This is a genomic window from Lysobacter humi (ex Lee et al. 2017) (assembly GCF_054781815.1).
In genome coordinates this window covers 1-21,402 of sequence record NZ_BAAGTR010000010.1, presented here as the reverse complement: position 1 = coordinate 21,402, position 21,402 = coordinate 1, and the positions used below count along the sequence as shown (strand labels likewise).

General features: G+C 71.2%; 13 protein-coding genes. 10 read left to right on the top strand and 3 right to left on the bottom strand.

What is annotated here, in order from left to right; genetic code table 11:
• Nucleotides 1–46: 46 nt before the first annotated feature.
• Complete coding sequence (locus ACYVJJ_RS10550) at nt 47–3,721, bottom strand: indolepyruvate ferredoxin oxidoreductase family protein (RefSeq protein WP_460833402.1); 3,675 nt, start codon at nt 3,719–3,721, stop codon at nt 47–49.
• A gap of 234 nt (nt 3,722–3,955) precedes the next feature.
• Here ACYVJJ_RS10550 and ACYVJJ_RS10545 point away from each other — a divergent pair, with 234 nt between their 5' ends.
• The 5 genes from ACYVJJ_RS10545 to ggt all read left to right on the top strand — a co-directional run bounded on the left by ACYVJJ_RS10545 (nt 3,956) and on the right by ggt (nt 9,215).
• On the top strand, nt 3,956–4,582 hold the full coding sequence (locus ACYVJJ_RS10545) for a tetratricopeptide repeat protein (protein WP_460833401.1): 627 nt from the start codon (nt 3,956–3,958) through the stop codon (nt 4,580–4,582).
• A 186-nt stretch (nt 4,583–4,768) separates the two neighbouring features.
• Nucleotides 4,769–6,007, top strand: coding sequence for a PQQ-dependent sugar dehydrogenase (locus ACYVJJ_RS10540; RefSeq protein WP_460833399.1), 1,239 nt, complete (start codon nt 4,769–4,771; stop codon nt 6,005–6,007).
• Between the two features lie 118 nt (nt 6,008–6,125).
• A complete protein-coding gene (locus ACYVJJ_RS10535) occupies nt 6,126–6,575 on the top strand; it encodes a hypothetical protein (protein WP_460833398.1) in 450 nt (149 codons plus the stop codon).
• Nucleotides 6,572–7,327, top strand: a complete 756-nt coding sequence (locus ACYVJJ_RS10530) for a hypothetical protein (RefSeq protein ID WP_460833396.1) — start codon at nt 6,572–6,574, stop codon at nt 7,325–7,327. Before ACYVJJ_RS10535 ends, ACYVJJ_RS10530 begins: the two co-directional genes overlap by 4 nt.
• A gap of 175 nt (nt 7,328–7,502) precedes the next feature.
• A complete protein-coding gene (gene ggt, locus ACYVJJ_RS10525) occupies nt 7,503–9,215 on the top strand; it encodes a gamma-glutamyltransferase (protein WP_460833394.1) in 1,713 nt (570 codons plus the stop codon).
• A 100-nt stretch (nt 9,216–9,315) separates the two neighbouring features.
• Here the strand turns inward: ggt and ACYVJJ_RS10520 are convergent, their stop codons facing one another.
• The gene (locus ACYVJJ_RS10520; RefSeq protein WP_460833392.1) at nt 9,316–9,525 is read right to left on the bottom strand and encodes a hypothetical protein; all 210 of its coding nucleotides are present in this window, start codon (nt 9,523–9,525) and stop codon (nt 9,316–9,318) included.
• 298 nt (nt 9,526–9,823) lie between these two features.
• Here ACYVJJ_RS10520 and ACYVJJ_RS10515 point away from each other — a divergent pair, with 298 nt between their 5' ends.
• Nucleotides 9,824–11,575 (top strand): ShlB/FhaC/HecB family hemolysin secretion/activation protein, encoded by a 1,752-nt coding sequence (locus ACYVJJ_RS10515; protein WP_460833390.1) that lies wholly within the window; start codon nt 9,824–9,826, stop codon nt 11,573–11,575.
• A gap of 11 nt (nt 11,576–11,586) precedes the next feature.
• On the top strand, nt 11,587–17,313 hold the full coding sequence (locus tag ACYVJJ_RS10510) for a YDG domain-containing protein (RefSeq protein ID WP_460833388.1): 5,727 nt from the start codon (nt 11,587–11,589) through the stop codon (nt 17,311–17,313).
• A 65-nt stretch (nt 17,314–17,378) separates the two neighbouring features.
• Here the strand turns inward: ACYVJJ_RS10510 and ACYVJJ_RS10505 are convergent, their stop codons facing one another.
• Nucleotides 17,379–18,863, bottom strand: a complete 1,485-nt coding sequence (locus ACYVJJ_RS10505; protein ID WP_460833386.1) for an AAA family ATPase — start codon at nt 18,861–18,863, stop codon at nt 17,379–17,381.
• 156 nt (nt 18,864–19,019) lie between these two features.
• Here ACYVJJ_RS10505 and ACYVJJ_RS10500 point away from each other — a divergent pair, with 156 nt between their 5' ends.
• The 3 genes from ACYVJJ_RS10500 to ACYVJJ_RS10490 all read left to right on the top strand — a co-directional run.
• Nucleotides 19,020–19,496, top strand: coding sequence for a SixA phosphatase family protein (locus ACYVJJ_RS10500; protein ID WP_460833384.1), 477 nt, complete (start codon nt 19,020–19,022; stop codon nt 19,494–19,496).
• Nucleotides 19,487–20,044, top strand: coding sequence for a YceI family protein (locus tag ACYVJJ_RS10495; protein WP_460833383.1), 558 nt, complete (start codon nt 19,487–19,489; stop codon nt 20,042–20,044). The genes ACYVJJ_RS10500 and ACYVJJ_RS10495 overlap by 10 nt, the downstream gene beginning before the upstream one ends.
• Nucleotides 20,022–21,402: phospholipase D family protein (locus ACYVJJ_RS10490; protein WP_460833381.1), on the top strand; the 1,381-nt coding region annotated here is incomplete at its 3' end. The genes ACYVJJ_RS10495 and ACYVJJ_RS10490, both read left to right, overlap by 23 nt.

The window sequence follows — 21,402 nt, the reverse complement described above, 5'->3', positions numbered from 1 at the left end:
CAACGGAAAAACCCCGCCGAAGCGGGGCTTTTCGTGGGTGCTCCGATCAGGCGACCTGCAGGATCCGCAGCGGATTCGCCCATTCGCGCAGCAACTCGGCCTCGCGGGCCTTCGCCTTCTCCAGGTGCGCTTCCTTGACGTGTCCGTAGCCCCGGATCTGCTCCGGGATCGACGCGATCTGCGCGGCGAGGTCGACGTTGCCGGCATCGAGCTTCGGCAGCAGCGCCTCGACGGTGCGGAAGTAGTCCTCGATCAGCTGGCGCTCGGTGCGGCGCTCGTGCGTCTTGCCGAACACGTCGAGCGCGGTGCCGCGCAGGAACCGGAGCTTGGCCAGCACGCGGAAGGCCGTGAACACCCACGGGCCATAGGCCTTCTTGACGCCGCGGCCCTGTGCATCCTTCTTCGACAGCATCGGCGGTGCGAGGTGGAAGCGCAGCTTGAAGTCGCCCTCGAACTGCTGCTCGAGCCTGCGCCTGAACTCGCCGCTGGTGTACAGGCGCGCGACTTCGTACTCGTCCTTGTACGCCATCAGCTTGAAGGCATAGCGCGCCACCGCCTCGGTGAGATCGGTGCTGCCCGGCGCCTTCGTTTCCTCGACGCCGCGTACCTTCGCCACGAAGTCCGCGTAGCGCTTGGCGTAGCCGGCGTTCTGGTAGTCGGTGAGGAACTTCACGCGACGCGCGATCACCTCGTCGAGCGAGCGCGACAGGCGCGCATCGTCGAGCGGCATCGCGATCACGCCGTCGTCCGAGTGCGACGGCACATGGCGCAGATCGTCCTGGTCTGCCAGCACGCGCGGCACGGTCGGGCCGCCGGCCTCGTGGCCTTCCCATTCGCCCGGCGCGAGCATCGGGAGCTCGAGCACGCCCTTCGCGGCGGCCTTCGGGGCGAGGCCCGCCGCCTCGGCGACGGCACGCGCATCGATCGCCGCGAGGCGGCCCCAGGCGAACGCGGTCTTGTTCATCTCGATCGCCGCGCCGTTGAGCTCGATCGCGCGCATCAGCGCCTCGAACGAGATCGGCACCAGCCCGCGCTGCCAGGCGTAGCCGAGCATGAAGAGGTTGGTCGCGATCGCGTCGCCGAGCAGTGCGGTGGCGAGCTGCGTCGCGTCGACCACGTACGGTTCGCCGCCATCGAGCGCGCGTCGCACGGCCTCGACGATGCCGTCGGCCGGGAACTGCATGTCCGGGCGGGTGGTGAACGTGCCGGGCATCGCCTCGTAGCTGTTGAGCACCACGGACGTGCGGCCCGCACGCACCTTCGACAGCGCCCAGTAGTCGTTGACGACCACCATGTCGCAACCGAGCACGAGGTCGGCCTCGCCCGCGGCGATGCGCACGGCATGGATGTCGGACGGCTGGTTGGCGATGCGGATGTGCGTGGTGACCGCACCGCCCTTCTGCGCGAGGCCGGTCTGGTCGAGCACGCTCGCGCCGCGGCCTTCCAGGTGCCCGGCCATGCCGAGCAACGCGCCAATGGTGACCACGCCCGTGCCGCCGACGCCGGTGATCAGGATGTTCCAGGGCCGGTCGAGCGCGGGCAGATGCGGCATCGGCAGGTCACTGAGGCGATCCTTCGCGCCGGACGGCTTCTGCTTGCGCAGCTTGCCGCCTTCCACCGTCACGAAGCTCGGGCAGAAGCCTTCGGTGCAGGAGAAGTCCTTGTTGCAGTTGGACTGATCGATGTCGCGCTTACGCCCGAACTCGGTCTCCTTCGGCAGCACGGAGACGCAGAACGACTTCTTGCCGCAGTCGCCGCAGCCTTCGCAGACCAGCGAGTTCACGACCACGCGCTTGGCGGGGTCCACCATCTTCCCGCGCTTGCGGCGACGGCGCTTCTCGGTCGCGCAGGTCTGGTCGTAGATCAGGACCGACACGCCCTTGATCTCGCGCAGGCGGCGCTGCACGGCGTCGAGCTCGCGACGGTCGAGGAACTCGACGCCCGCGGGAAAGATCGACCTGTCGCTCCACTTCTCGATGTCGTCCGAGAGCAGCACGATCGTCTGCACGCCCTCGCTACGCACCTGGTGCGCGATCTGCGGCACCGACAGCGTGCCGTCGACCGGCTGGCCGCCCGTCATCGCGACCGCGTCGTTGTAGAGGATCTTGTAGGTGATGTTGACGCCGGCGGCGATCGCCTGGCGGATCGCGAGCGAGCCGGAGTGGAAGTAGGTGCCGTCGCCGAGGTTCTGGAAGACGTGCTCCGTCTCCGTGAACGGCGCCTGGCCCGCCCACGTCACGCCTTCGCCGCCCATGTGCGTGAACGTGTCGGTGTTGCGGTCCATCCACGTGACCATGTAGTGGCAGCCGATGCCCGCGAGCGCGCGCGACCCTTCGGGCACGACGGTCGACGTGTTGTGCGGGCAGCCCGAGCAGTAGTGGGGCACGCGCGGGAACGCGGCGCGCGGCAGGGCGAGCTCGGACTCCTTCTGCTCCATCCACGCGAGCACGTCGCGGATGTGTGCCGAATCATGGAAGCGCTGGATGCGGCGCGCGATCACGCGGGCGATGCGCGCGGGCGTGAGTTCCGACGTCGACGGCAGGATCCACTCGCCGCTCTCGTCGTACTTGCCGACCACGGACGGGCGCTCCGGCCAGTTGTACATCTGCTCCTTCATCTGGCTCTCGATGAAGGACAGCTTCTCCTCGACCACGAGGATGTCGGACAGGCCGCGCGCGAAGGCGCGCAGGCCGACGGGCTCGAGCGGCCAGGTCATGCCGACCTTGTAGACGCGGATGCCCAGGTCCGCGCAGGCGCGCGCGTCGAGACCGAGGTATTCCAGCGCCTGCAGCACGTCGAGGTAGGACTTGCCCGTCGTGATGATGCCCAGGCGCGCATTCGGCGAATCGATGACGACGCGGTCGAGGCGGTTCGCGCGTGCGAAGGCCTGCGCGGCCTTGACCGCGTACTGGTGCAGGCGCATCTCCTGCTCCAGCGGCGGATCCGGCCAGCGGATGTTGAGGCCGCCGACGGGCATGTCGAAGTCCTCGGGCATGACGATGTCGAGCGCCAGCGGGTTCGCATCGACCGAGGCCGACGACTCGACGGTCTCGGCGATCGTCTTGAAGCCGACCCAGCGGCCCGTGTAACGCGACATCGCCCAGCCGAGCATCCCCATGTCGAGGATGTCCTGCACGCCGGCGGGATTGAGCACCGGCATCAGCGCGGAGACGAACTCGTGCTCCGAGCCGTGCGGCAGCGTGGAGCTGCGGCAGGCATGGTCGTCCGCGGCGAGCGCGAGCACGCCGCCATGCTTCGACGTGCCGGCCGCGTTCGCATGCTTGAAGACGTCGCCGCAGCGGTCCACGCCCGGGCCCTTGCCGTACCACATGCCGAAGACGCCATCGACCTTCGAGCCCGGGAACAGCGTCGTCTGCTGCGTGCCCCAGACCATCGTCGCGCCGAGGTCCTCGTTGAGGCCGGGGGTGAACTTCACGCCCGCCTCGGCGAGGTGCTTCTTCGCCTTCCACAGCTCCAGATCGAAGCCGCCGAGCGGCGAGCCGCGGTAGCCGGAGACGAAGCCGCCCGTGTTGAGGCCGGCGGCCTGGTCGCGCAGGCGCTGCATCAGCGGCAGCCGCACCAGCGCCTGTACGCCGGACAGGTAGATCCGGCCCTGCACGCGCGAGTACTTGTGGTCGAGCGTGTAGTCGGGGTCGGTCACGCCACGGGTGAGCGCGACGTCCGCGGACGCGGGCGAGGTGAGTTCGGCGGTGCTGGACATGCGAGGGGCTCCGTCGCGGCCGGCAGGCCGCGGGGTGGCGGTCGGAGGCTGCAGGCGGGACGATCGGGCGGCGGGGCCCGGAAAACGCCGTGCAGAGCCCCGGAATTGTAGCAGCGCCTGCCATTCGGCCCCGTGCGTTAGCGTATGGACGACCGCCTTGGCATCGCTCTTGCTCCATTCGGCGACGACGGCGGGCTGCGTCCGGCCCGTCCAAGGACGACGAGGTCTCCCCCGATGCACCGCATTCCCCTGCTCGCCGCGCTCCTCGCGGCGTCCGCGCTGTGTTCCGCGACCGCCGTGGCGCTCCCGCGCCAGGTCGAGTTCTATTTCGACGCCGATGCCGCCGTGCACCGCCCGATCCTCGAACTCAAGGACCGCAGTGACGCAGGCGTCGAACGTCTGACGCGCACCGTCGAAAGACGCCCCGATGCGGCGCTCGAGCGCGCCCAGCTCGGCCACTTCGCCATGCGGGGCGGCCGCGTCGAGGTCGGCCGCCAGTTCTACGAATCGGCGCTTGCACAGATCGACGCGAGCCATTCGCTGTGGCGTCCCGTGAAGTGGAACTACGGCTGGGACCTTTACCGCACGGGCGATGCCGCCGCCGCGCTCAAGCACTGGGGCGACCTGGTCGCGCGCGGGGCCCCCGGCTGGGCCCCGACCACGCTCGCGATCGCGCTGTGGTCGACCGGCCAGCGCGAGGAGGCGGTCCGCTGGTACGCCGCCGCCGTGCGCACCGAGCCGGGCCAGTGGTCGACGCCCGCGCGCTATGCCGAGCTCCTGCCGGCGTGGACCGATGCCGAGCGCGCCACCCTCGCCGAGGTGCAGGCCGCCTGGGTCGCGAATCCGCCGCGCTGGCCCTGAGGGACCAGCGCGAGGCGCCTCGACCGACGCGCCTCGCACCGCCGTGCACGCCCGCGCCGCCGGGCACGGTACGACGGCGTGTGGCCCGCGGCCGGCGCGGCGTCGCCCGCGCTGACGCCGGTTTACGGCGCCTGGCTTAGAGTCCGCCCATCGCGCCGGCACCGCGGCGCGTGCGGAGAGACGCCCATGCGCCCGTGCCTGCTGCTCCTGTCCTGCGTGCTCGGCCTGTCCGCCGGCTGCGGCGCCTCCACCAGCGCGTCGCGCACCGAGGCCGTCGACGGGCAGGCGCGCGTGGCGTCCGCCGCCGAGCGTCTCCTGCCGCAGGCCGGCGCGATCGCCGTCGCGCCGTCGACCGGGCGCACGACGCCTGCGTTGCGCCGGGTCGACGAGCCCGCGCCGTTCACTCCGCAGGCGCTCGCCACCTTCGACGAGCCGTGGGCGATGACGTTCCTGCCCGACGGCCGCGCGCTGGTCACGCAGAAGAAGGGCCAGCTCAAGCTGGTGACGCTCGGCGGCGCCGCGGTCGACGTCACCGGCGTGCCGGCGGTCGCCTACGGCGGGCAGGGCGGCCTCGGCGACGTCGTGCTGCATCCGCAGTTCGCGACCAATCGCTACGTCTACCTCAGCCATGTCGAGGCCGGTCCGAACAGCACGCGCGGTGCGGTGGTCGCGCGCTACCGCATCGACTTCAGCGGGAGCGGTGCGAGCCTCGCCGACCGCCGCCTGATCTGGACGCAGACGCCTAAGGTCACCGGCGAAGGCCACTTCTCGCACCGCATCGCCTTCGGCCCGGACGGCATGCTGTGGATCACCTCGGGCGACCGCCAGAAACTCGACCCCGCGCAGGACCTCGCCAGCGGGCTCGGCAAGGTCGTGCGCCTGCTCGACGACGGCCGCACGCCGTCGGACAACCCCTTCGTCGATCGCGGCGGCGTCGCGGCGCAGACGTGGTCCTACGGCCACCGCAACCTGCTCGGCATCGCCTTCGACGCCGCGGGCCAGCTGTGGACGCACGAGATGGGCCCCGAGGGCGGCGACGAGCTCAATCTGATCGAGCGCGGCAGCAACTACGGCTGGCCGCTCGTCTCCAACGGAAGCCATTACGGCGGCGCCGACATCCCCGACCACGTCACGCGGCCGGACCTCAACGCGCCCGAGTCCACGTGGACGCCGGTGATCGCGCCGGCCGGCTTCGTGATCTACACCGGCGGTGCGTTCCCGCAGTGGCGCGGGCATGGCCTGATCGGCGGGCTCGCCTCGCAGGCGCTGGTGCGCATCGAGTTCTACCGCGACACCGGGCGCGAGGCCGCGCGCTATCCGATGGGCCGGCGCATCCGCGAGGTCGAGCAGGGGCCCGACGGGCAGCTCTACGTCCTGGAGGACGGCGCGGGCGGCCGCCTCCTGCGGCTCATGCCGAAGGGCTGAGCGCTGCGGCAGCGCCACGAGCGGCGCGGTGCCCCGACGTCGGCGGACGCGCTGTCCATCGGTGACATGCCCTACACCGCCGCTTGCTAGATTGCGCTCCCCCGTCCGGCGAGCGCGCGTGATCCGAGCCTTCCTGCATCCGTTGGCGATCGGCCTCGCGGGCGTCCTTGCCGCGCCGCAGGCCGCCGCGCAGGTCGCGACCGCGTCCACCGACACCGACGCGGACGCACGCAGTGCAGCGTCGACCGCGGCCGCGCAGGCCCCGGCCCCCGTCCGGCCCGACATCGAATTCGGCGCTACCTTGCACATGGATTCGATCCGCTTCGCCGGGCCGCCGAAGGCCTCGGTGACGATCACCGGCGGGCCGAACGTGGTGCGTCGCCACGAGGTCGGCCGCGGCGGCCTGCCGCTGCCGGTGCCGATCGGGCGCACATTCCGCGACATCACCGTGCACACCACCATCAGCGCGACGCTGCTCGATCCGTCGATCGAGGCCGATGCGCAGCTGCAGGTCGGCACGCCCGCACCCGCCTCTCCCCCGAACGACACCCCCGAGGACGCTCCATGACCGCACCCGTTCGCCGCGCGCTCGCCTGCGCGCTGATGCTCGCCGCCGCGCCCGCGGCCTTCGCCCAGTCGACATCGGCGGCGAGCCCGCAGGTCGCGTCCGTCGACCGCAACGTCGCGCCGGTGAGCCGCACCGCCACGCCGAACCTCGGCTACCGCGGCACGAACGGCGATGCACCGGACGTCTTCCTCGACATCCCGAACCTCTCGGTGGACGAGATCAAGATCGACGTGCAGAACCTCGAGGCGCACATCGCGCTCAATGCGCGGCTCGCCAACCTGCTCTCGCTCAATGCCGGCGCGGATGTCGGCATCGAGCGCGTCAACATCCAGATCAAGGGCGTCAAGGCGCAGGCGCAGCTCATCGTGCGGCTCGACAACGTGCGCGACATCATCGACCGCACGCTCACCACGATCGACCGCAATCCGCAGATCCTCACGCGCCTGCTCGACTCGGTGGACAAGACGGTCGGTACCGTCGGCGGCGTGGCCAACACCGCGATCCGTCCGGGTGGCGTCGTCGACCGCACCGTCGGCACGGTGGGCGGCGTCGCCAACAATGCGGTGAACACGGTCGGCACGGTGGCCGGCCAGGCGCTGCAGCCGGGCAGCGTGCTGTCCTCGACGGTGAACGCCACCGGGCAGACCGTGCAGCGCGTGGTCGACCAGGCGGGCAACGTGGTGGAGCGCACGCTCGATGCGAGCGGCAAGGTGATCGGCTCGCGCATCGTGCAGCCCGCCGCGCAGCGCTGAGCCGGGCGATCGCCTGATCCGGGAACGCCCGGCCCCGTGCCGGGCTTTTTCGTGGCGCCGCCGCCCAGGCCGGGAACGTGGACCGTGACCCGCGCCCTGAATCGTTCCGCGAGCGCGTAGGCACGGCGGGCGTGTCCACGGCAGACTCCGGTCTCGCTCTCCCACGGGTGCCCCCATGCTCCGACCGCTCGCCACCGCCCTGCTCGCGACCGCCCTGATCGGCGCCACGCAGGTCCACGCCGCCGACCGCATCACCGGCAAGCCCTTCGCGACCCGCAGCGAGGTCTATGCCCCGCACGCGATCGCCGCGACCTCGCATCCGCTCACCACGCAGATCGCGCTCGACGTGATGAAGCGCGGCGGCAGCGCCGTCGACGCCGCGATCGCCGCCAATGCGGCGCTCGGGCTCATGGAGCCCACCGGCAACGGCATCGGTGGCGACCTGTTCGCGATCGTCTGGGATCCGAAAACGAAGAAGCTCCACGGCTACAACGGCTCGGGCCGCTCGCCGAAGGCGCTCACGCTCGCCGAGTTCCAGAAGCGCGGGCTCACCGACATTCCGCCCCACGGCCCGTTGCCCGTCACCGTGCCCGGCACCGTCGACGCTTGGTTCGCACTGCACCAGCGCTTCGGCCGGCGCCCGATGGCCGAGAACCTCGCGCCCGCGATCCGCTACGCGCGCGAAGGCCATCCGGTGCACGAGGTCATCGCGCATTACTGGAACGCGTCGGTGCCGCGCCTGGGCAAGTGGCCCGGCTTCCTCGAGCAGTTCACCGTCGACGGCAAGCGCGCCCCGCGCACCGGCGAGATGTGGAAGAACCCGCACCTCGCCAACACGCTCGAGACGATCGCGAAAGGCGGGCGCGACGCCTTCTACAAGGGCGACATCGCGCGCACGATCGATGCCTACTTCAAGGCGAACGACGGCTTCTTGCGCTACGAGGACCTCGCCTCGCACACCGGCGAATGGGTCGAGCCGGTCAGCACCAACTACCGCGGCGTCGACGTCTGGGAGCTGCCGCCCAACGGGCAGGGCATCGCCGCGCTGCAGATCCTCAACATCCTCGAAGGCTTCGACCTGAAGAAGTACGGCTTCGGCAGCCCCGAGCACGTGCACCTGTTCACCGAGGCCAAGAAGCTCGCCTTCGCCGACCGCGCCCGCTACTACGCCGACCCCGCGTTCCATCCCGCGCCGGTCGACAAGCTCATTTCGAAGGGCTACGCGGAAAAGCGCCGCGCCCTGATCTCGATGGACCGCGCCCTGCGCGAGGTACAGCCCGCCACCCCCGAGGAACTCGACGAGGGCGACACGATCTACATGACCGTCGCCGACAGCGACGGGATGATGGTCTCGCTGATCCAGTCGAACTACCGCGGCATGGGCAGCGGCATGGCGCCGCCGGGGCTGGGCTTCATCTTCCAGGACCGTGGCGAGCAGTTCGTGCTGAAGGAAGGCCATCCGAACACCTTCCAGCCCGGCAAGCGCCCGTTCCACACGATCATCCCCGCGTTCGCGACGAAGAACGGCAAGCCGTGGCTGAGCTTCGGCCTGATGGGCGGCGCGATGCAGCCGCAGGGCCATGCGCAGATCATCATGAACCTCGTCGACTTCGGCATGAACCTGCAGGAAGCCGGTGACGCGCCACGCATCCAGCACGACGGCTCCACCGATCCGGCCGGCGCGATGACGGTGATGAGCGACGGCGGCGAGCTCGACCTCGAAACCGGCTTCCCGTACGAGACGGTCCGCGCGCTGATGCGCAAGGGCCACTCCGTGCGCTTCGCCGACGGCCCCTACGGCGGCTACCAGGCGATCATGGTCAATCCGAACGGCGGCTACGTCGGCGCGAGCGAGTCACGCAAGGACGGGCAGGCGGCGGGCTACTGAGGCGGCGCATGCTGGCCCGCGTGGGACGCGCGGGCCGCTGCAGCGCAGCACGCCGCCGAGGTCGGATCGCAGTCGCCGCCGGTCATCGGCGGGGCGCCGGTCAGCCGAACCGCCGCAGTTCCGTCTCGCCGTCGTTGGAAGCGAGCACCACGCAGGCGCCACGCCCCGAGCGCTCGTGGAACTCGAACGCGAGGCTCTCGGCGGCGCGCGTCGCCCAACCCGCGTCGTCGAACCATTCGCCCGGCCAGCCGGGGCGCTTGAGCAGCCAGCCTTCCTCGGTGGACTGGACGATGACGCGGTAGGCGGACATGGCGGGCTCTTGGGGCGGGGAGTCGCCATGGTCACGGGCGGACGAGGTCGGGCCCATCGGGCGCTGCCGGCGACGCCTGTCAGATTTCTCCGAGCAGGCGCGGTGCTCCCCGATGCCTCCGAGACGCCCTTGCCGACGTAAGGCCTTCAGGACCGCGCAGCGCGGCCGATAGATCCGGCGTCGTCGCGCCACGTGCGCGGCGGTACGTCCCGCCCGGCGCGACGTTGCTCCGTCCGGGCCTTTGCCCGACCATGCCGGGTTCCGTGCCGACGGCCCGGGGTTCTCACAGGGGAAATCGATGACGTTCAAGGCGAACGCGGCCATCCGGCCGCTGGCGCGCGGTGTCGCCGCGGCCGTGGCATTCATGCTGGCCGCACCGGCGATCGCGCAGGTGGCACCGCCCGTGCCAGCGCAGGTGCCCGGCCAGACCCCGCAGGACATCGATCCCGCGCGCCGCACGCCGGCGCTGCAGTCCGCCACGATCGACCCGGCCACGCTCGCGGTCGACGCCAGTTGCCCGTTCGCCGGCACCGGCGAGCTCACGCTCTCGCGCATCGAGGTCACCGGCGCGACGCTCGTGCCGCAGGCCGAGATCCAGCGCGCGGTCGCCGACCTCGTGGGCCGCAAGGCCGATGCCGGCGTGCTGTGCACCGCGCGCGACCGCGTCGCTGCCGTGTATGCCGCGCGCGGCGAGGCGCTCGCCCGCGTCGATCTGCCGCAGCAGACCATCCGCGACGGCGTGCTCACGCTGCAGGTCACCGAAGGCCGCGTGCTCAGCACGGTGATCGGTGGCGCCGAGGCGCAGGGGCCGTCGGCGGAGCTCGCGCGCGCCTACCTCGCGCAGGCGGCCGGCGACGGCGCGACGCGCTGGGCCGACATCGAGCGCGCCTTCGTGCAGATCCGCGAGATCCCCGGCGCCGAGCCGCGCTACGTGCTGCGCCGCGCGGGCGACGGCAGCGCGAACGGGCTCGAGGTCGGCGTCGACTTCGCCCCGCGCCGGACGTTCGATTTCACCTTCAGCGCGCAGAACCTCGGCTCGGAGGAACTCGGGCCGGAGGGCGCGTCGCTGCGCATCGACGCCAACAGCCTGACCCGCTTCGGCGAGCGCACGAGCCTGGTGCTGTTCTCCAGCACCGGCGGCGAGCAGCGCGTCGCGCAGCTCATGGGCGAGGTGCGCCTTGGCGCGAGCGGCTGGCTCGCGATGGGCGACGTCGCATTCGGGCGCTCGGAGCCCGGCGGCGACCTCGCCCCGCTCGAGCTCGAGGGCCGCTCGACGGTCGCGCGGCTCGGTGCGCGCTACGGCTGGATCAAGCAGCGCGACCGCGCGGTCGACCTCGGCGTCCGGCTCGAATCGATCGACCAGCAGAACGACCTCGGTTTCCTCAAGGGTTTCGGCCTCGGCACGATCCCGCTGTCGGACGAGCAGCTCACGGTGCTCGCGCTCGAGGCGACGGGGCGCTGGCAGCCGCACGGCCTGCCGCAGGTCGGCACCGGCTTCGGGATCGAGTTGCGCCAGGGCGTCGACGCCTTCGGCGCGAGCGGGAACGGCGACCCGCTGCTGTCGCGTGCCGAGGGCCGGACCGACTTCACCGCGCTGCGCGCCAATGCGGGCGCCCGCTGGACGCTCGCGACCACGGGTACCGCGCGACCCTACCTGCAGGCCACGGGCCACGCACAGTGGACCGACGACCCGCTGCCGGCCTACGAGGAATTCCAGGTGGGTAACTACACCGTCGGCCGCGGCTTCGATCCGGGCGCGGCGTCCGGCGATCGCGCGCTTGCGCTGCAGCTGGAAACCGGCGTCGACTTCGCGTGGGGCGCGGGCACGTTCGGCGTCTTCGGCTTCGCCGAGGGCGCGCGCCTGTGGAACCTCGACGCCGACGGCTACGACGCCGAGCCGTGGTCCGCCGGCTTCGGCGTTCGCCTGCGCGGTCGTGCCGGGCGCCTCGACGTGATGTACGCGAGCCCGCGCAATGCCGCGATCCCGGGCCTGCCGCGCGCGGACTCGCGCGTACTCGCCACCTACACCTACACCTTCTCGATCCGCTGAGGACGACGACCATGACTTCTTCGAATGCACATCGCGGGCTGCGTGTCGGCATCCTCTTCGCGGCCATGGCGCAGGTGCTGTGGCCGGCGCAGGCCGGGGCGCAGGTCGTCGGGCCGGGCGGCACGACGCCTTTCGGCACGATCAACAACACCGTCTCGAACGGCGCGCCGCCGACGGTGTCCACGACGCCCAGCAGCACGACGCTCACGGTCGGCAGCAACCGCACGATCGTCAACTGGAACAGCTTCAGCATCGGGGTGGGCCAGACCTACAACGTGGTGTTCGCGAATCCGCAGAACCTCGTGGTGAACCGGGTCCTTGGTGGCACCACCCAGATCAACGGCAACGTGGCGAGCTATCTCGGCGCGGTCGGCGGTCCGACGGGCGGGCATGTCTGGGTCCTCAATCCGAACGGTGTCTTCGTCGGAGCAACCGGCCGCTTCGACGTCGGCGGGATGCTGCTGACGACGTCGGGCCTCGCCGATGCCGACATCCTCGATGGGAATGCCAACTTCTTTTTCTCCGGAACGGCCACGATGCCCGTCAGTGTCGCGTCCGGCGCGCAGCTGCTGGCACGCAACGGGTCAGTGACCCTGCTCGGCAATAACGTCAGCGTGAACGGCGGCGTGTTGGACGCAGGCGCGGGTGACGTGTCGCTGCTGGGGATACCCAGCGTGCAGGTCACCTTCGACGCGAGCCTGCAGCAGATGCAGCAGGTGGCCGTCGTGCAGGGCTCCACCGTTTCGGCGGGCGTGACCGTGTCCGGGACCTCTCTGTTCAACGCACGCCGCAGCGTGCTCGCAAGCTCCGGGCGCGGAGACGGGCTCGGCAACGTCCTGCTCGGCGGCAGCGGAGCGAATTCGATCACCTTCCAGAACGGTGATGTCGTGCTCCTCGCGGGCGCGGCGACCGACTTCAGTGGCGGTTACACCGCGATCGACGGCGCAAACACGTCAACGGGCAGCTTCGGCGGACTCGGCGGGAGCGTGACGCTCAACGGCCGGGTGACGGCGCCGGGCAGCCTGCAGGTACTCGGTGCAAAGGGCATCGGCACCGGAGCGGGCGCGCTCGACCTCCGGTCGGGCACGTCGATGCGGGTCATCAGCGATGGTGGTATCGGCGTCAGTGCATCGAGCGTCGACCTGCGCTCCGGGGGCGCGCTGGAGCTCTTCGCTTCGAGCATCGGCAATGGTGCGGGCGACCTCAACCTGCAGTCCGGTGGCGCGTTGTCGATCAGCGGCAATGCCTTCGGCCGCGACATCGCCCTGCAGTCGAACGGTGCGCTGTCCGCCTACGACCTCACGGCGCGCGACGACATCGTCATCCGCTCCAGCGGCAATGTGACCACGCAGGCGATCACCGCCGGAACCACGGTGTCGGGCTTGGGCGCGACCGACGTCACGGGCGCGGGCGATACCCTCGCGGGCGGAACGCTGACGGGCAACGACGTCGACCTCATCGCCGGCACGACGGGGCTCGCCTCGATCGCGTCGGTCACGCCGGGCGCCGGTGGCGATTACCGCATCTCCGCCGGCGACTTCACCGGCGGCGGTGCGCTCACGCCCACGCTCTCCGGGCTCGGCAGTTTCTCGATCACGGACACGCAGGGCGCGTTCACCCTCGGCTTCCTCGTCAACACGCCGGGCAATTTCAGCCTCCGCACGGTCAACGGCGACATCACCGTGCTGTCGAACATCGCCTCGACCAGCGGCAATGTCGTCCTGCAGGCGGGCGGCTCCGGCGCGGTCAACGTCAACGCGGCGGTGACCACCGGCACGTCGGCCGGACGCAGCATCACGCTGGACGGCGCGGGCGGTGTCGTCCAGGGGCCCGCATCGACACTCACCACGAACACGCTCAACGCATCGGCGCTGGGCGGCGGCCTGCTGCTCGATGGATCGAACGCGTTCAGCGTCGCCAGCCTCACCGCGGCTGGCTCGATCATCGCCCGCTCCACCGTCGCCGGTGTCGCGTTCACGAGCGCGACGTCGAACGGCGGCAGCGTCATGCTTACGGCGCAGAACGGCATGCGTCTTTCCGGGGCGACGCTGCTCGCGAACAACGGCAGCGTGACGCTCAATGGCCCGGTCGGCCTGACCGGCGTGAACACGGTCACAGGCAACAACGGCAGCGTCACGTTCAACAGTGCGGTCGACAGCACGGGCAGCAGCGGCGCCGGGACGCTCGTGGTGAACTCCGCGACGGGAACCACGTTCGCCAGCGACGTCGGCAGCGGGTATGCGCTGGGTGCGTTCACGGTCAACGGCGCTTCTGCGTTCGGTGGTGGAACCGTACGCACTACGGGCGGGATCGACCTCGATGCCGTCGGCGTCACCGGTGCAGGGCCGTTCACGTTCAACGCCGATGGTGCATTCAGCGCCGGCGCGATTACGGCACCCGGTTCCACGCTCACGATCAATGCGAACGGCATCCAGGCCACGACCGTCTCCGCCGGCAATCTCGCGGGCGGCGTGTTCCGCAATGTCTTCCTCAACGCCGGCACCGGCGGCATCCAGTTCGCCGGCGGCTCGGCGGGCTCCTACACCGTCAACGGCGCGGGCGCGCTGAACGTCACCGGCGTGCTCGAGACCGTGCGGCTCTCCGGCAACATGGGCGGTGCGGCTACCTTGGTCGCCAACAACCGCATTAACAGCATCGGTCCGTTCACCTCGAATGGCCTGCAGATGCGCGCGGTGGACGGCGTGGTCATCGACGGCGTGGTCAACGCGGGCGGCGGCGACGTGCGCATCGAGAGCACCGCGCCGGGAAGCTCCATCAACATCGCCTCGACCGGCGAAGTCCGCGGGCGTGACGTGGCGCTTTCGTCGGACGTCTTCGCCAACCAGTCGGGCGCCGACGCGGTGGTCGCGAGCGGCCACTGGACGATCTACCAGAATGCGACCACGCCCGGCGGCGTCTACGACGGCCTGAACAGCAATGCCCATGCGATCTGGGGCCAGACGATCAATACGCTGGCGCCGTCGTCGATCACCGGCAACCGCTACGTCTTCGCCTACCGGCCGACGCTCAGCTTCACCACGCTCGACACCACCAAGACCTACGGCACCGTGCTCGGCGGCACGCCGTCGAGCCACTACACGATTTCCGGCTACATGCCGGGCGTGGCCGGCGCGTACCTGGCCGACACCGCGGCGAACGTCTTCAGCGGCGCGCCGACGGTGACCTCCGGCGGCTTCGCCGAGCGCGCGACCGTGGCGGGCGGTCCGTATGCGATCGACATCGCGAACGGCTCGCTGTCGAGCCTGAGCGGCTACCAGTTCGCATTCAATGGCACGGGCCGCGTCACCGTCGATCCGAAGGCCGTCACCGGCACGCCGACCGTCACCACTAAGACCTACGACGGCAACACGAACGCCACCGGCAGCATCGCGCTGGCCGGCGTGGTCAGCGGCGATGTCGTCAACGCGGGCGGTACCTTCACGTTCGTCACCAAGAACGCGGGCACCGGCAAGACGGTGAACCTCACCGGCGCGACGCTCACCGGCGCCGACGCGGGCAACTACACGCTCAGCGTTCCGGCCACGACGATCGGCGACATCCTGCAGAAGGCGATCACCGGCACGCCGACGACCGCCACCAAGACCTACGACGGCACGACCAACGGCAGCGGCACGATCACGCTGTCGGGCGTGGTGGGCGGCGACACGGTCGGCGCGGGCGGCACCTTCACGTTCGTCGACAAGAACGCCGGCACCGGCAAGCAGGTCACGCTGTCGGGCGTCACGCTCAGCGGCGCGGACGCGGGCAACTACACGCTCACCGTGCCGTCGTCGCTGCTGGGCGACATCCTGCAGAAGGCGATCTCCGGCACCGTCACGGTCAACACCAAGACGTACGACGGCACGACCGGGGGCACCGGCACGGTGACGCTCGGCGGCGTGGTGGCCGGCGATGTCGTGAACGGCGCGGCCACCTTCACCTTCGCCGACAAGAACGCCGGCGCGGGCAAGACCGTGACCGTCTCCGGCGCGACGCTCTCGGGCGCGGACGCCGGCAACTACACCGTGACACTGCCGGCCTCCGCGCTCGGCGACATCCTGCGCAAGGCCCTCACCGGCACGCCCACCGTCACCGCGAAGACCTACGACGGCAGCACCGCGGGCACTGGGTCCATCGCGCTCACCGGCGTGGTCGCCGGCGACACCGTGGCCGCCGGCGGCACGTTCACGTATGCCGACAAGAACGCGGGCACGGGCAAGACCGTCACCGTCAGCAGCGCCGCGCTCAGCGGTGCGGACGCGGGCAACTACACGCTTACCATGCCGACCAGTGCCCTCGGCGACATCCTGCAGAAGGCGATCAACGGCACGGTCGCCGTCGACACGAAGACCTACGACGGCACGACGGCGGCGACCGGCACGATCACGCTCGCCGGCGTGGTGGCCGGAGACACGATCGGCGCGGGCGGCACGTTCACTTTCGCCGACAGGAACGCCGGCGCGGGCAAGACGGTCAGCGTCGGCGGCATCGCACTGACCGGTGCGGACGCCGGTAACTACGTCGTCAGCGTGCCCAGCACGGCGGTCGGCGAGATCCTGCGGCGCGCGCTCACCGGCACCGTGACCGTGAACACGAAGACCTACGACGGCAACACCGCCGCGACCGGCGGCATCACGCTCGCCGGCGTCATCGCCGGCGACAGCGTCGGCGCGACGGCGGCACTCACCTTCGCCGACAAGAACACCGGCACCGGCAAGGCCGTCAACGTCGGCGGCGTCGCCCTGACCGGTACGGATGCGGGCAACTACACCCTCGCCGCGCCGGGCACCGCCACCGGCACGATCACCCCGAAGGGGATCACCGGGACGGCCACGGTCGGCACCAAGACCTACGACGGCACGACGGCCGGCACCGGTAGCATCGCGCTCACCGGCGTGGTCGCCGGCGACACGGTCGGCGCGGGCGGCAGCTTCACCTTCGCCGACAAGAACGCCGGCGCCGGCAAGCAGGTGACGATCTCCGGCGTGACGCTCAACGGCGTCGACGCGGGCAACTACACGCTCAGCGTGCCGGGCTCGGCGATCGGCGAGATCCTGCGCCGCTCGATCACCGGCACGGCGACGGTCGGCGCGAAGACGTACGACGGAACCACGGCCGGCACCGGCAGCATCGCGCTCAATGGCGTGGTCGCGGGCGACGCGGTCGGCGCGACCGGCACGTACACCTTCAGCGATGCGAATGCCGGCACCGGCAAGACCGTCACCGTCGGCGGCGTGGCGCTCAGCGGTGCGGACGCCGGCAACTACACGGTGGTGGTGCCCGGCACGACGGTGGCCGACATCCTGCGCCGTGCGATCACCGTCACCGCGAACCCGGCGACGAAGCAGCAGGGCGCGGTGGATCCGGCGCTCGGCTACGGCCTCACGCAGGGCTCGCTGGTTACCGGCGACAGCCTGGCCGGCGCGCTCGCGCGTGCACCGGGCGAGGCCCCCGGCAGCTATGCGATCGGGCAGGGCACGCTGAGCGCCTCGGCGAACTACCAGCTCACGTTCGTCGGCTCCACGCTGACGATCACGGCCGCGCCGGTCGACCCGGTCGATCCGATCGCGGGCATCGGGGTGAGCGACGACCTCGGCCGGCTGGTGCGCTACCTCGACGGCGGCGGCGAGCCGACGGTGTCGCGCGCGCGCGATGCGCTGGAGATCGTCGACGAGCGTTCGCCCTGCGATCCGGCCGATCGTGAGGCACGCGGCTGCGAGACCGGCCGGCCGGACTGACCGGTTACCCGCGGAAACGAAAAAGCCCGGCAATCGCCGGGCTTTTTCTTGCGTACTGCCGGCCGTCAGTCCGCCGGCACCGTGCGCCCGCGCGCCCAGTCGCGCAGGGCCTCCACGCGCTCGGCCATCACCACCGACAGCGGGCGTGTGGCCTTGAGCTCGGCGCGCAGGCCGAAGTCGCCGAGCGGCGCGCCGGTGGCGTGCGCGGCGTACAGGCCGGACACGATCGCCTGCTCGATCTCCGCGCCCGAGAAGCCGTCACTCGCGGCGGCGAGGGCGGGCAGGTCGAACGTCGCGGCATCGAGCCCGCGCTTCTTCAGGTGCAGCGCGAAGAGCTGCTCGCGCGTGGCCGCATCGGGCAGGTCGACGAAGAAGATCTCGTCGAACCGCCCCTTGCGCAGCAGTTCGGGCGGCAGGGCGTCGATCTGGTTCGCGGTGGCCACGAGGAACACGCGGGAACGGCGCTCGGCCATCCACGTCAGCAGGTAGCCGAGCACGCGGCGAGAGACGCCGCCGTCGCTGCCCTCATCCGTGGACAGACCCTTCTCGATCTCGTCGATCCACAGCACGCACGGCTCGAGTTGCTCGACCGACTCCAGCGCAAGCCGCAGGTTCTTTTCGGTCTCGCCGTGGAACTTGTCGTAGAGCGTGCCGAAGTCGAGCCGCACCAGCGGCACGCCGAAGCCCGCGGCCACGGCCTTCGCCAGCATCGACTTGCCGCAGCCCTGCACGCCGAGCAGCAGCACGCCCTTGGGCGGGTCGAGGCCCGGCGGCGGTTCGGCGGCGAGGAAGACCGGCTTGCGATGGCCGACCCAGCGCTTGAGCGATCGCGCGCCGGCGACGTCGTCGAGCACGACGTTGTCGAATTCGTAGTGCAGGTGGCCGGAGCGGTTGAGCAGCTCGAACTTGAGCTTGGCGAGCTCGGGCAGGTCGTCGGGGCCGAGCGCGCCGTCGCGGAAGATGAGCTGCCGCGCGATGCGGCGCACGTCGACCGGATCGAGCCCGCGCAGGTTGCGCACGATCTGCTGCACGGCTTCCGCATCGACTTCGACGCGCTTGCCGCCGTGCTCGCGCGCGTAGTGGTCGGCCTCCTCGCGCACGATCTTCAGGCGTGCGTTCGCGTCCGGCAGCTTCGGGCGGTAGCGCACCGCGAGCGAGTCGAGGTCCGCCGGCAATTCGATGTCGTGGCCCACCAGCACGATGACGTGCGGCTCGCAGTCGCGGCGCTGGGCGAGGTCGCGCAGCATGCGCTGGCTGCTCGCGTAGCCCAGGTAGGGATGCATGTCGAACAGCAGGTAGATGCCGCGCTGCTCTGCGTCGCGGATCGCCTGGAAGGTGTTGGTGGCGTCCGGCGCCACGTGCGGCGGGTCCTCGCGGTCGAGGTCGAGCCGGCGCAGGCCTTCGGTGATCGTCCACCGGTGCAGTTCGCGCCAGCAGTGCATCAGCGCCTGCCGGAACAGCTCGACCACGCGGGCTTCGTCGCGGGTCTCGATGACGATCAACGGCGTGTTCGCGCGGATCAGGGCGACGAGGTCGTGCAGTTCGCTCATGCGCGAGGGTAGGGATCGTCCGTGGAGCGCGAATGATACGGGCCGGCCGCGATCGCCGCCGGGCGTGTAGGCTGGCTGCGACCCCGCTGCGGTCGCCGTTCACCCCGCGCCGACCGCGCCGCGGCAATCTGACCCCTCCGAGGAGACGAGCGACCCATGCGCCAACTCATCCTGCTGCGCCATGCCCATGCCGAATCGCCCCGCGAGGGCCAGGACGACCTCGACCGTCCGCTCGAGGCGGAAGGCCAGGCGGCCGCGGAGGCGGTGGGGCAGTGGCTCGTCGCCGAGGGCCTGGTGCCCGACTGCGTGCTCTGCTCGCCCGCGCGGCGCGCACGGGAAACGCTCGAGGCGGTGGTGCGCGCGACGGGCTACGTCGAGCATTGCGTAGAGGACACGATCTACGAGGCCACGCCGGGCGCGCTGATCGAGCTCGCCGATCGCTACCGCGAGATCGGGCGGGTGATGATCGTCGGCCACAACCCGGGTCTGGAACAGCTCGCCGCGCTGATGAACAGCGGGCAGTCCGGCGACTACCGCGGCATGCCGCCGGCCGGCGTTGCGGTGCTGACGATGCCTGCCGGCGCCCCGCTCGAGCCGGGTGTGGCGGCGCTCACGCGTTTCTGGTGGCCGTGAGGCGCATCGCCGCCTCGCTTTTCCTGCTCGCCGCCCTGGTCGCCGCGCCGGCGGCCGCGCAGTCGATCGATCCCGCCCGCTCGCGCGTCGAATTCGACGTGCGCACCCGCGTGGGCGCGCTGGTCCGCGGGCGGTTCCCGCGCTTCGAAGGCCGCGTCGACACGTTGCCGGACGGTCGACGCCAGGTGCGCTTCCGTCTCGCCGCGTCCGATGTCGCGGTGGACGGCCCGCGCCGCTACACCGATCTCGCGCGCGGCCCGGCGATGTTCGATGCCGCGCGGCACCCGTGGGTGGAGTTCGTCTCCGAGCCGTATCCGGCCGACCTCGCGCAGCGCGGCGGCGTGCTGCACGGGCGCCTGCGCCTGCGCGGCGTCGAGCGCCGCGAGGCCTTCACCCTCACCGCCACCCCGTGCGCGCGCCCCGGCCACGACTGCCCGGTGCTCGCGCAGGGCCGCGTGAGCCGCGATCATTACGGCCTCCACGGCTGGCGCTGGGCGCTGGCCGACCGCGTGCGTTTCCGCCTCCATGTCCGCTTCGAAGAGTCCTGACCGCTACCGCCGCCTGCTTGCGCTGCTCGCGCCGGTGCTGCTCGCCCTGCTCGCCGGTTGCGCCGGGCTGAGCCCGGTCGAGGTGCAGCGCGTGGAGCAGGTGGTGCAGGCCGCGCGCCCGGCCCAGGTCGACTGCGACCGTGCCGACGCCTGCGCGCGTGCCTCCGCGCTGCACGAGCTCGCCGGCCGTGCCTTCGTCGAATCCACGCCCGAATCGCCGCGCCACTACGCATTGCTGCTCGACCGCGGCAGCGATGCGCTGCTCGCGCGCGTCGACCTCATCCGCAGCGCGACCACCTCGATCGACCTGCAGACCTACATCTTCGACGAGGACGATGCCGGGCGTTTCGTGCTCGACGAACTCATCGCCGCCGCGCGCCGCGGCGTGCGCGTGCGCGTGCTGATGGACCAGCTCTCCGCCCTGCGCCGCGTGGAGACGCTCGCCGCGCTCGCCGGCCTGCACGACCGCTTCGAGGTGCGCATCTACAACCCGGTGCTCGGCCGCGCGAAGATCAGCTATCCGCAGTACGTCGCCGCCGGCCTGTGCTGCTGGCGCGCGCTCAACCAGCGCATGCACACCAAGCTGCTGCTCGTCGACGGCGCGGTCGGCATCACCGGCGGGCGCAACTACCAGGACGACTATTACGACTGGGACGACGAATACAACTTCCGCGACCGCGACCTGCTCATCGCCGGGCCGAGCGCGCGAGAGATGGCGGTCTCGTTCGAGCGCTACTGGGGCGACTACCGCGCGATCCCGGTGCAGCGCCTCGCCGACGTCGGCCGGTTGCTGCTCGAGGACGGCGTGCCGGCGCTGCCGCCGGCGGCGTTCGAGCAACCCGCACGCGTGCGGGCCGCGCGCGAGCTCGCCGACGATCCCGCGCTGGTGCGCGAGCGCCTGGTGCCGGGCGTGCTGGCGGTCGGCGCGGTGGACTACGTCGCCGATCCGCCGGGCAAGCACGCCGAAGGCGGCGAGGGCACGTCGCCGGCGACGCGCACGCTGCAGGAGCTGATCCTCGGCGCGAAGGACCGGGTGATGCTGCAGACGCCCTACCTGGTGCTATCCAAGCCCGCCGCGACGCTGTTCAAGACGTTGCACCGCCGCGCCGATCCGCCGCGGGTGATCGTCTCGACGAACAGCCTCGCGTCGACCGACGCCTTCATCGCCTACGCGCTGTCCTACAAGTACAAGCGCCGCTACCTGCGCGAGCTCGGCTTCGACATCTACGAGATGAAGCCGTTTCCGGCCGACGCGCCGATCGACGTCGCGACGACGGGCGCGGTGGATCCGGCGCAGCTCGCGGCCGCGGCGCCCGTGCCGGCGACGCCGGCGCCGGGCGCCGCCGCGCCGCCGCGCA

What these genes read in the sequence shown, in the direction of transcription:
- ACYVJJ_RS10550 (WP_460833402.1), bottom strand. Translation starts at nt 3,721, where the DNA reads ATGTCCAGCACCGCCGAACTCACCTCGCCCGCGTCCGCGGACGTCGCG.
- ACYVJJ_RS10545 (WP_460833401.1), top strand. Translation starts at nt 3,956, where the DNA reads ATGCACCGCATTCCCCTGCTCGCCGCGCTCCTCGCGGCGTCCGCGCTG.
- ACYVJJ_RS10540 (WP_460833399.1), top strand. Translation starts at nt 4,769, where the DNA reads ATGCGCCCGTGCCTGCTGCTCCTGTCCTGCGTGCTCGGCCTGTCCGCC.
- ACYVJJ_RS10530 (WP_460833396.1), top strand. Translation starts at nt 6,572, where the DNA reads ATGACCGCACCCGTTCGCCGCGCGCTCGCCTGCGCGCTGATGCTCGCC.
- ggt (WP_460833394.1), top strand. Translation starts at nt 7,503, where the DNA reads ATGCTCCGACCGCTCGCCACCGCCCTGCTCGCGACCGCCCTGATCGGC.
- ACYVJJ_RS10520 (WP_460833392.1), bottom strand. Translation starts at nt 9,525, where the DNA reads ATGTCCGCCTACCGCGTCATCGTCCAGTCCACCGAGGAAGGCTGGCTG.
- ACYVJJ_RS10515 (WP_460833390.1), top strand. Translation starts at nt 9,824, where the DNA reads ATGACGTTCAAGGCGAACGCGGCCATCCGGCCGCTGGCGCGCGGTGTC.
- ACYVJJ_RS10510 (WP_460833388.1), top strand. Translation starts at nt 11,587, where the DNA reads ATGACTTCTTCGAATGCACATCGCGGGCTGCGTGTCGGCATCCTCTTC.
- ACYVJJ_RS10505 (WP_460833386.1), bottom strand. Translation starts at nt 18,863, where the DNA reads ATGAGCGAACTGCACGACCTCGTCGCCCTGATCCGCGCGAACACGCCG.
- ACYVJJ_RS10500 (WP_460833384.1), top strand. Translation starts at nt 19,020, where the DNA reads ATGCGCCAACTCATCCTGCTGCGCCATGCCCATGCCGAATCGCCCCGC.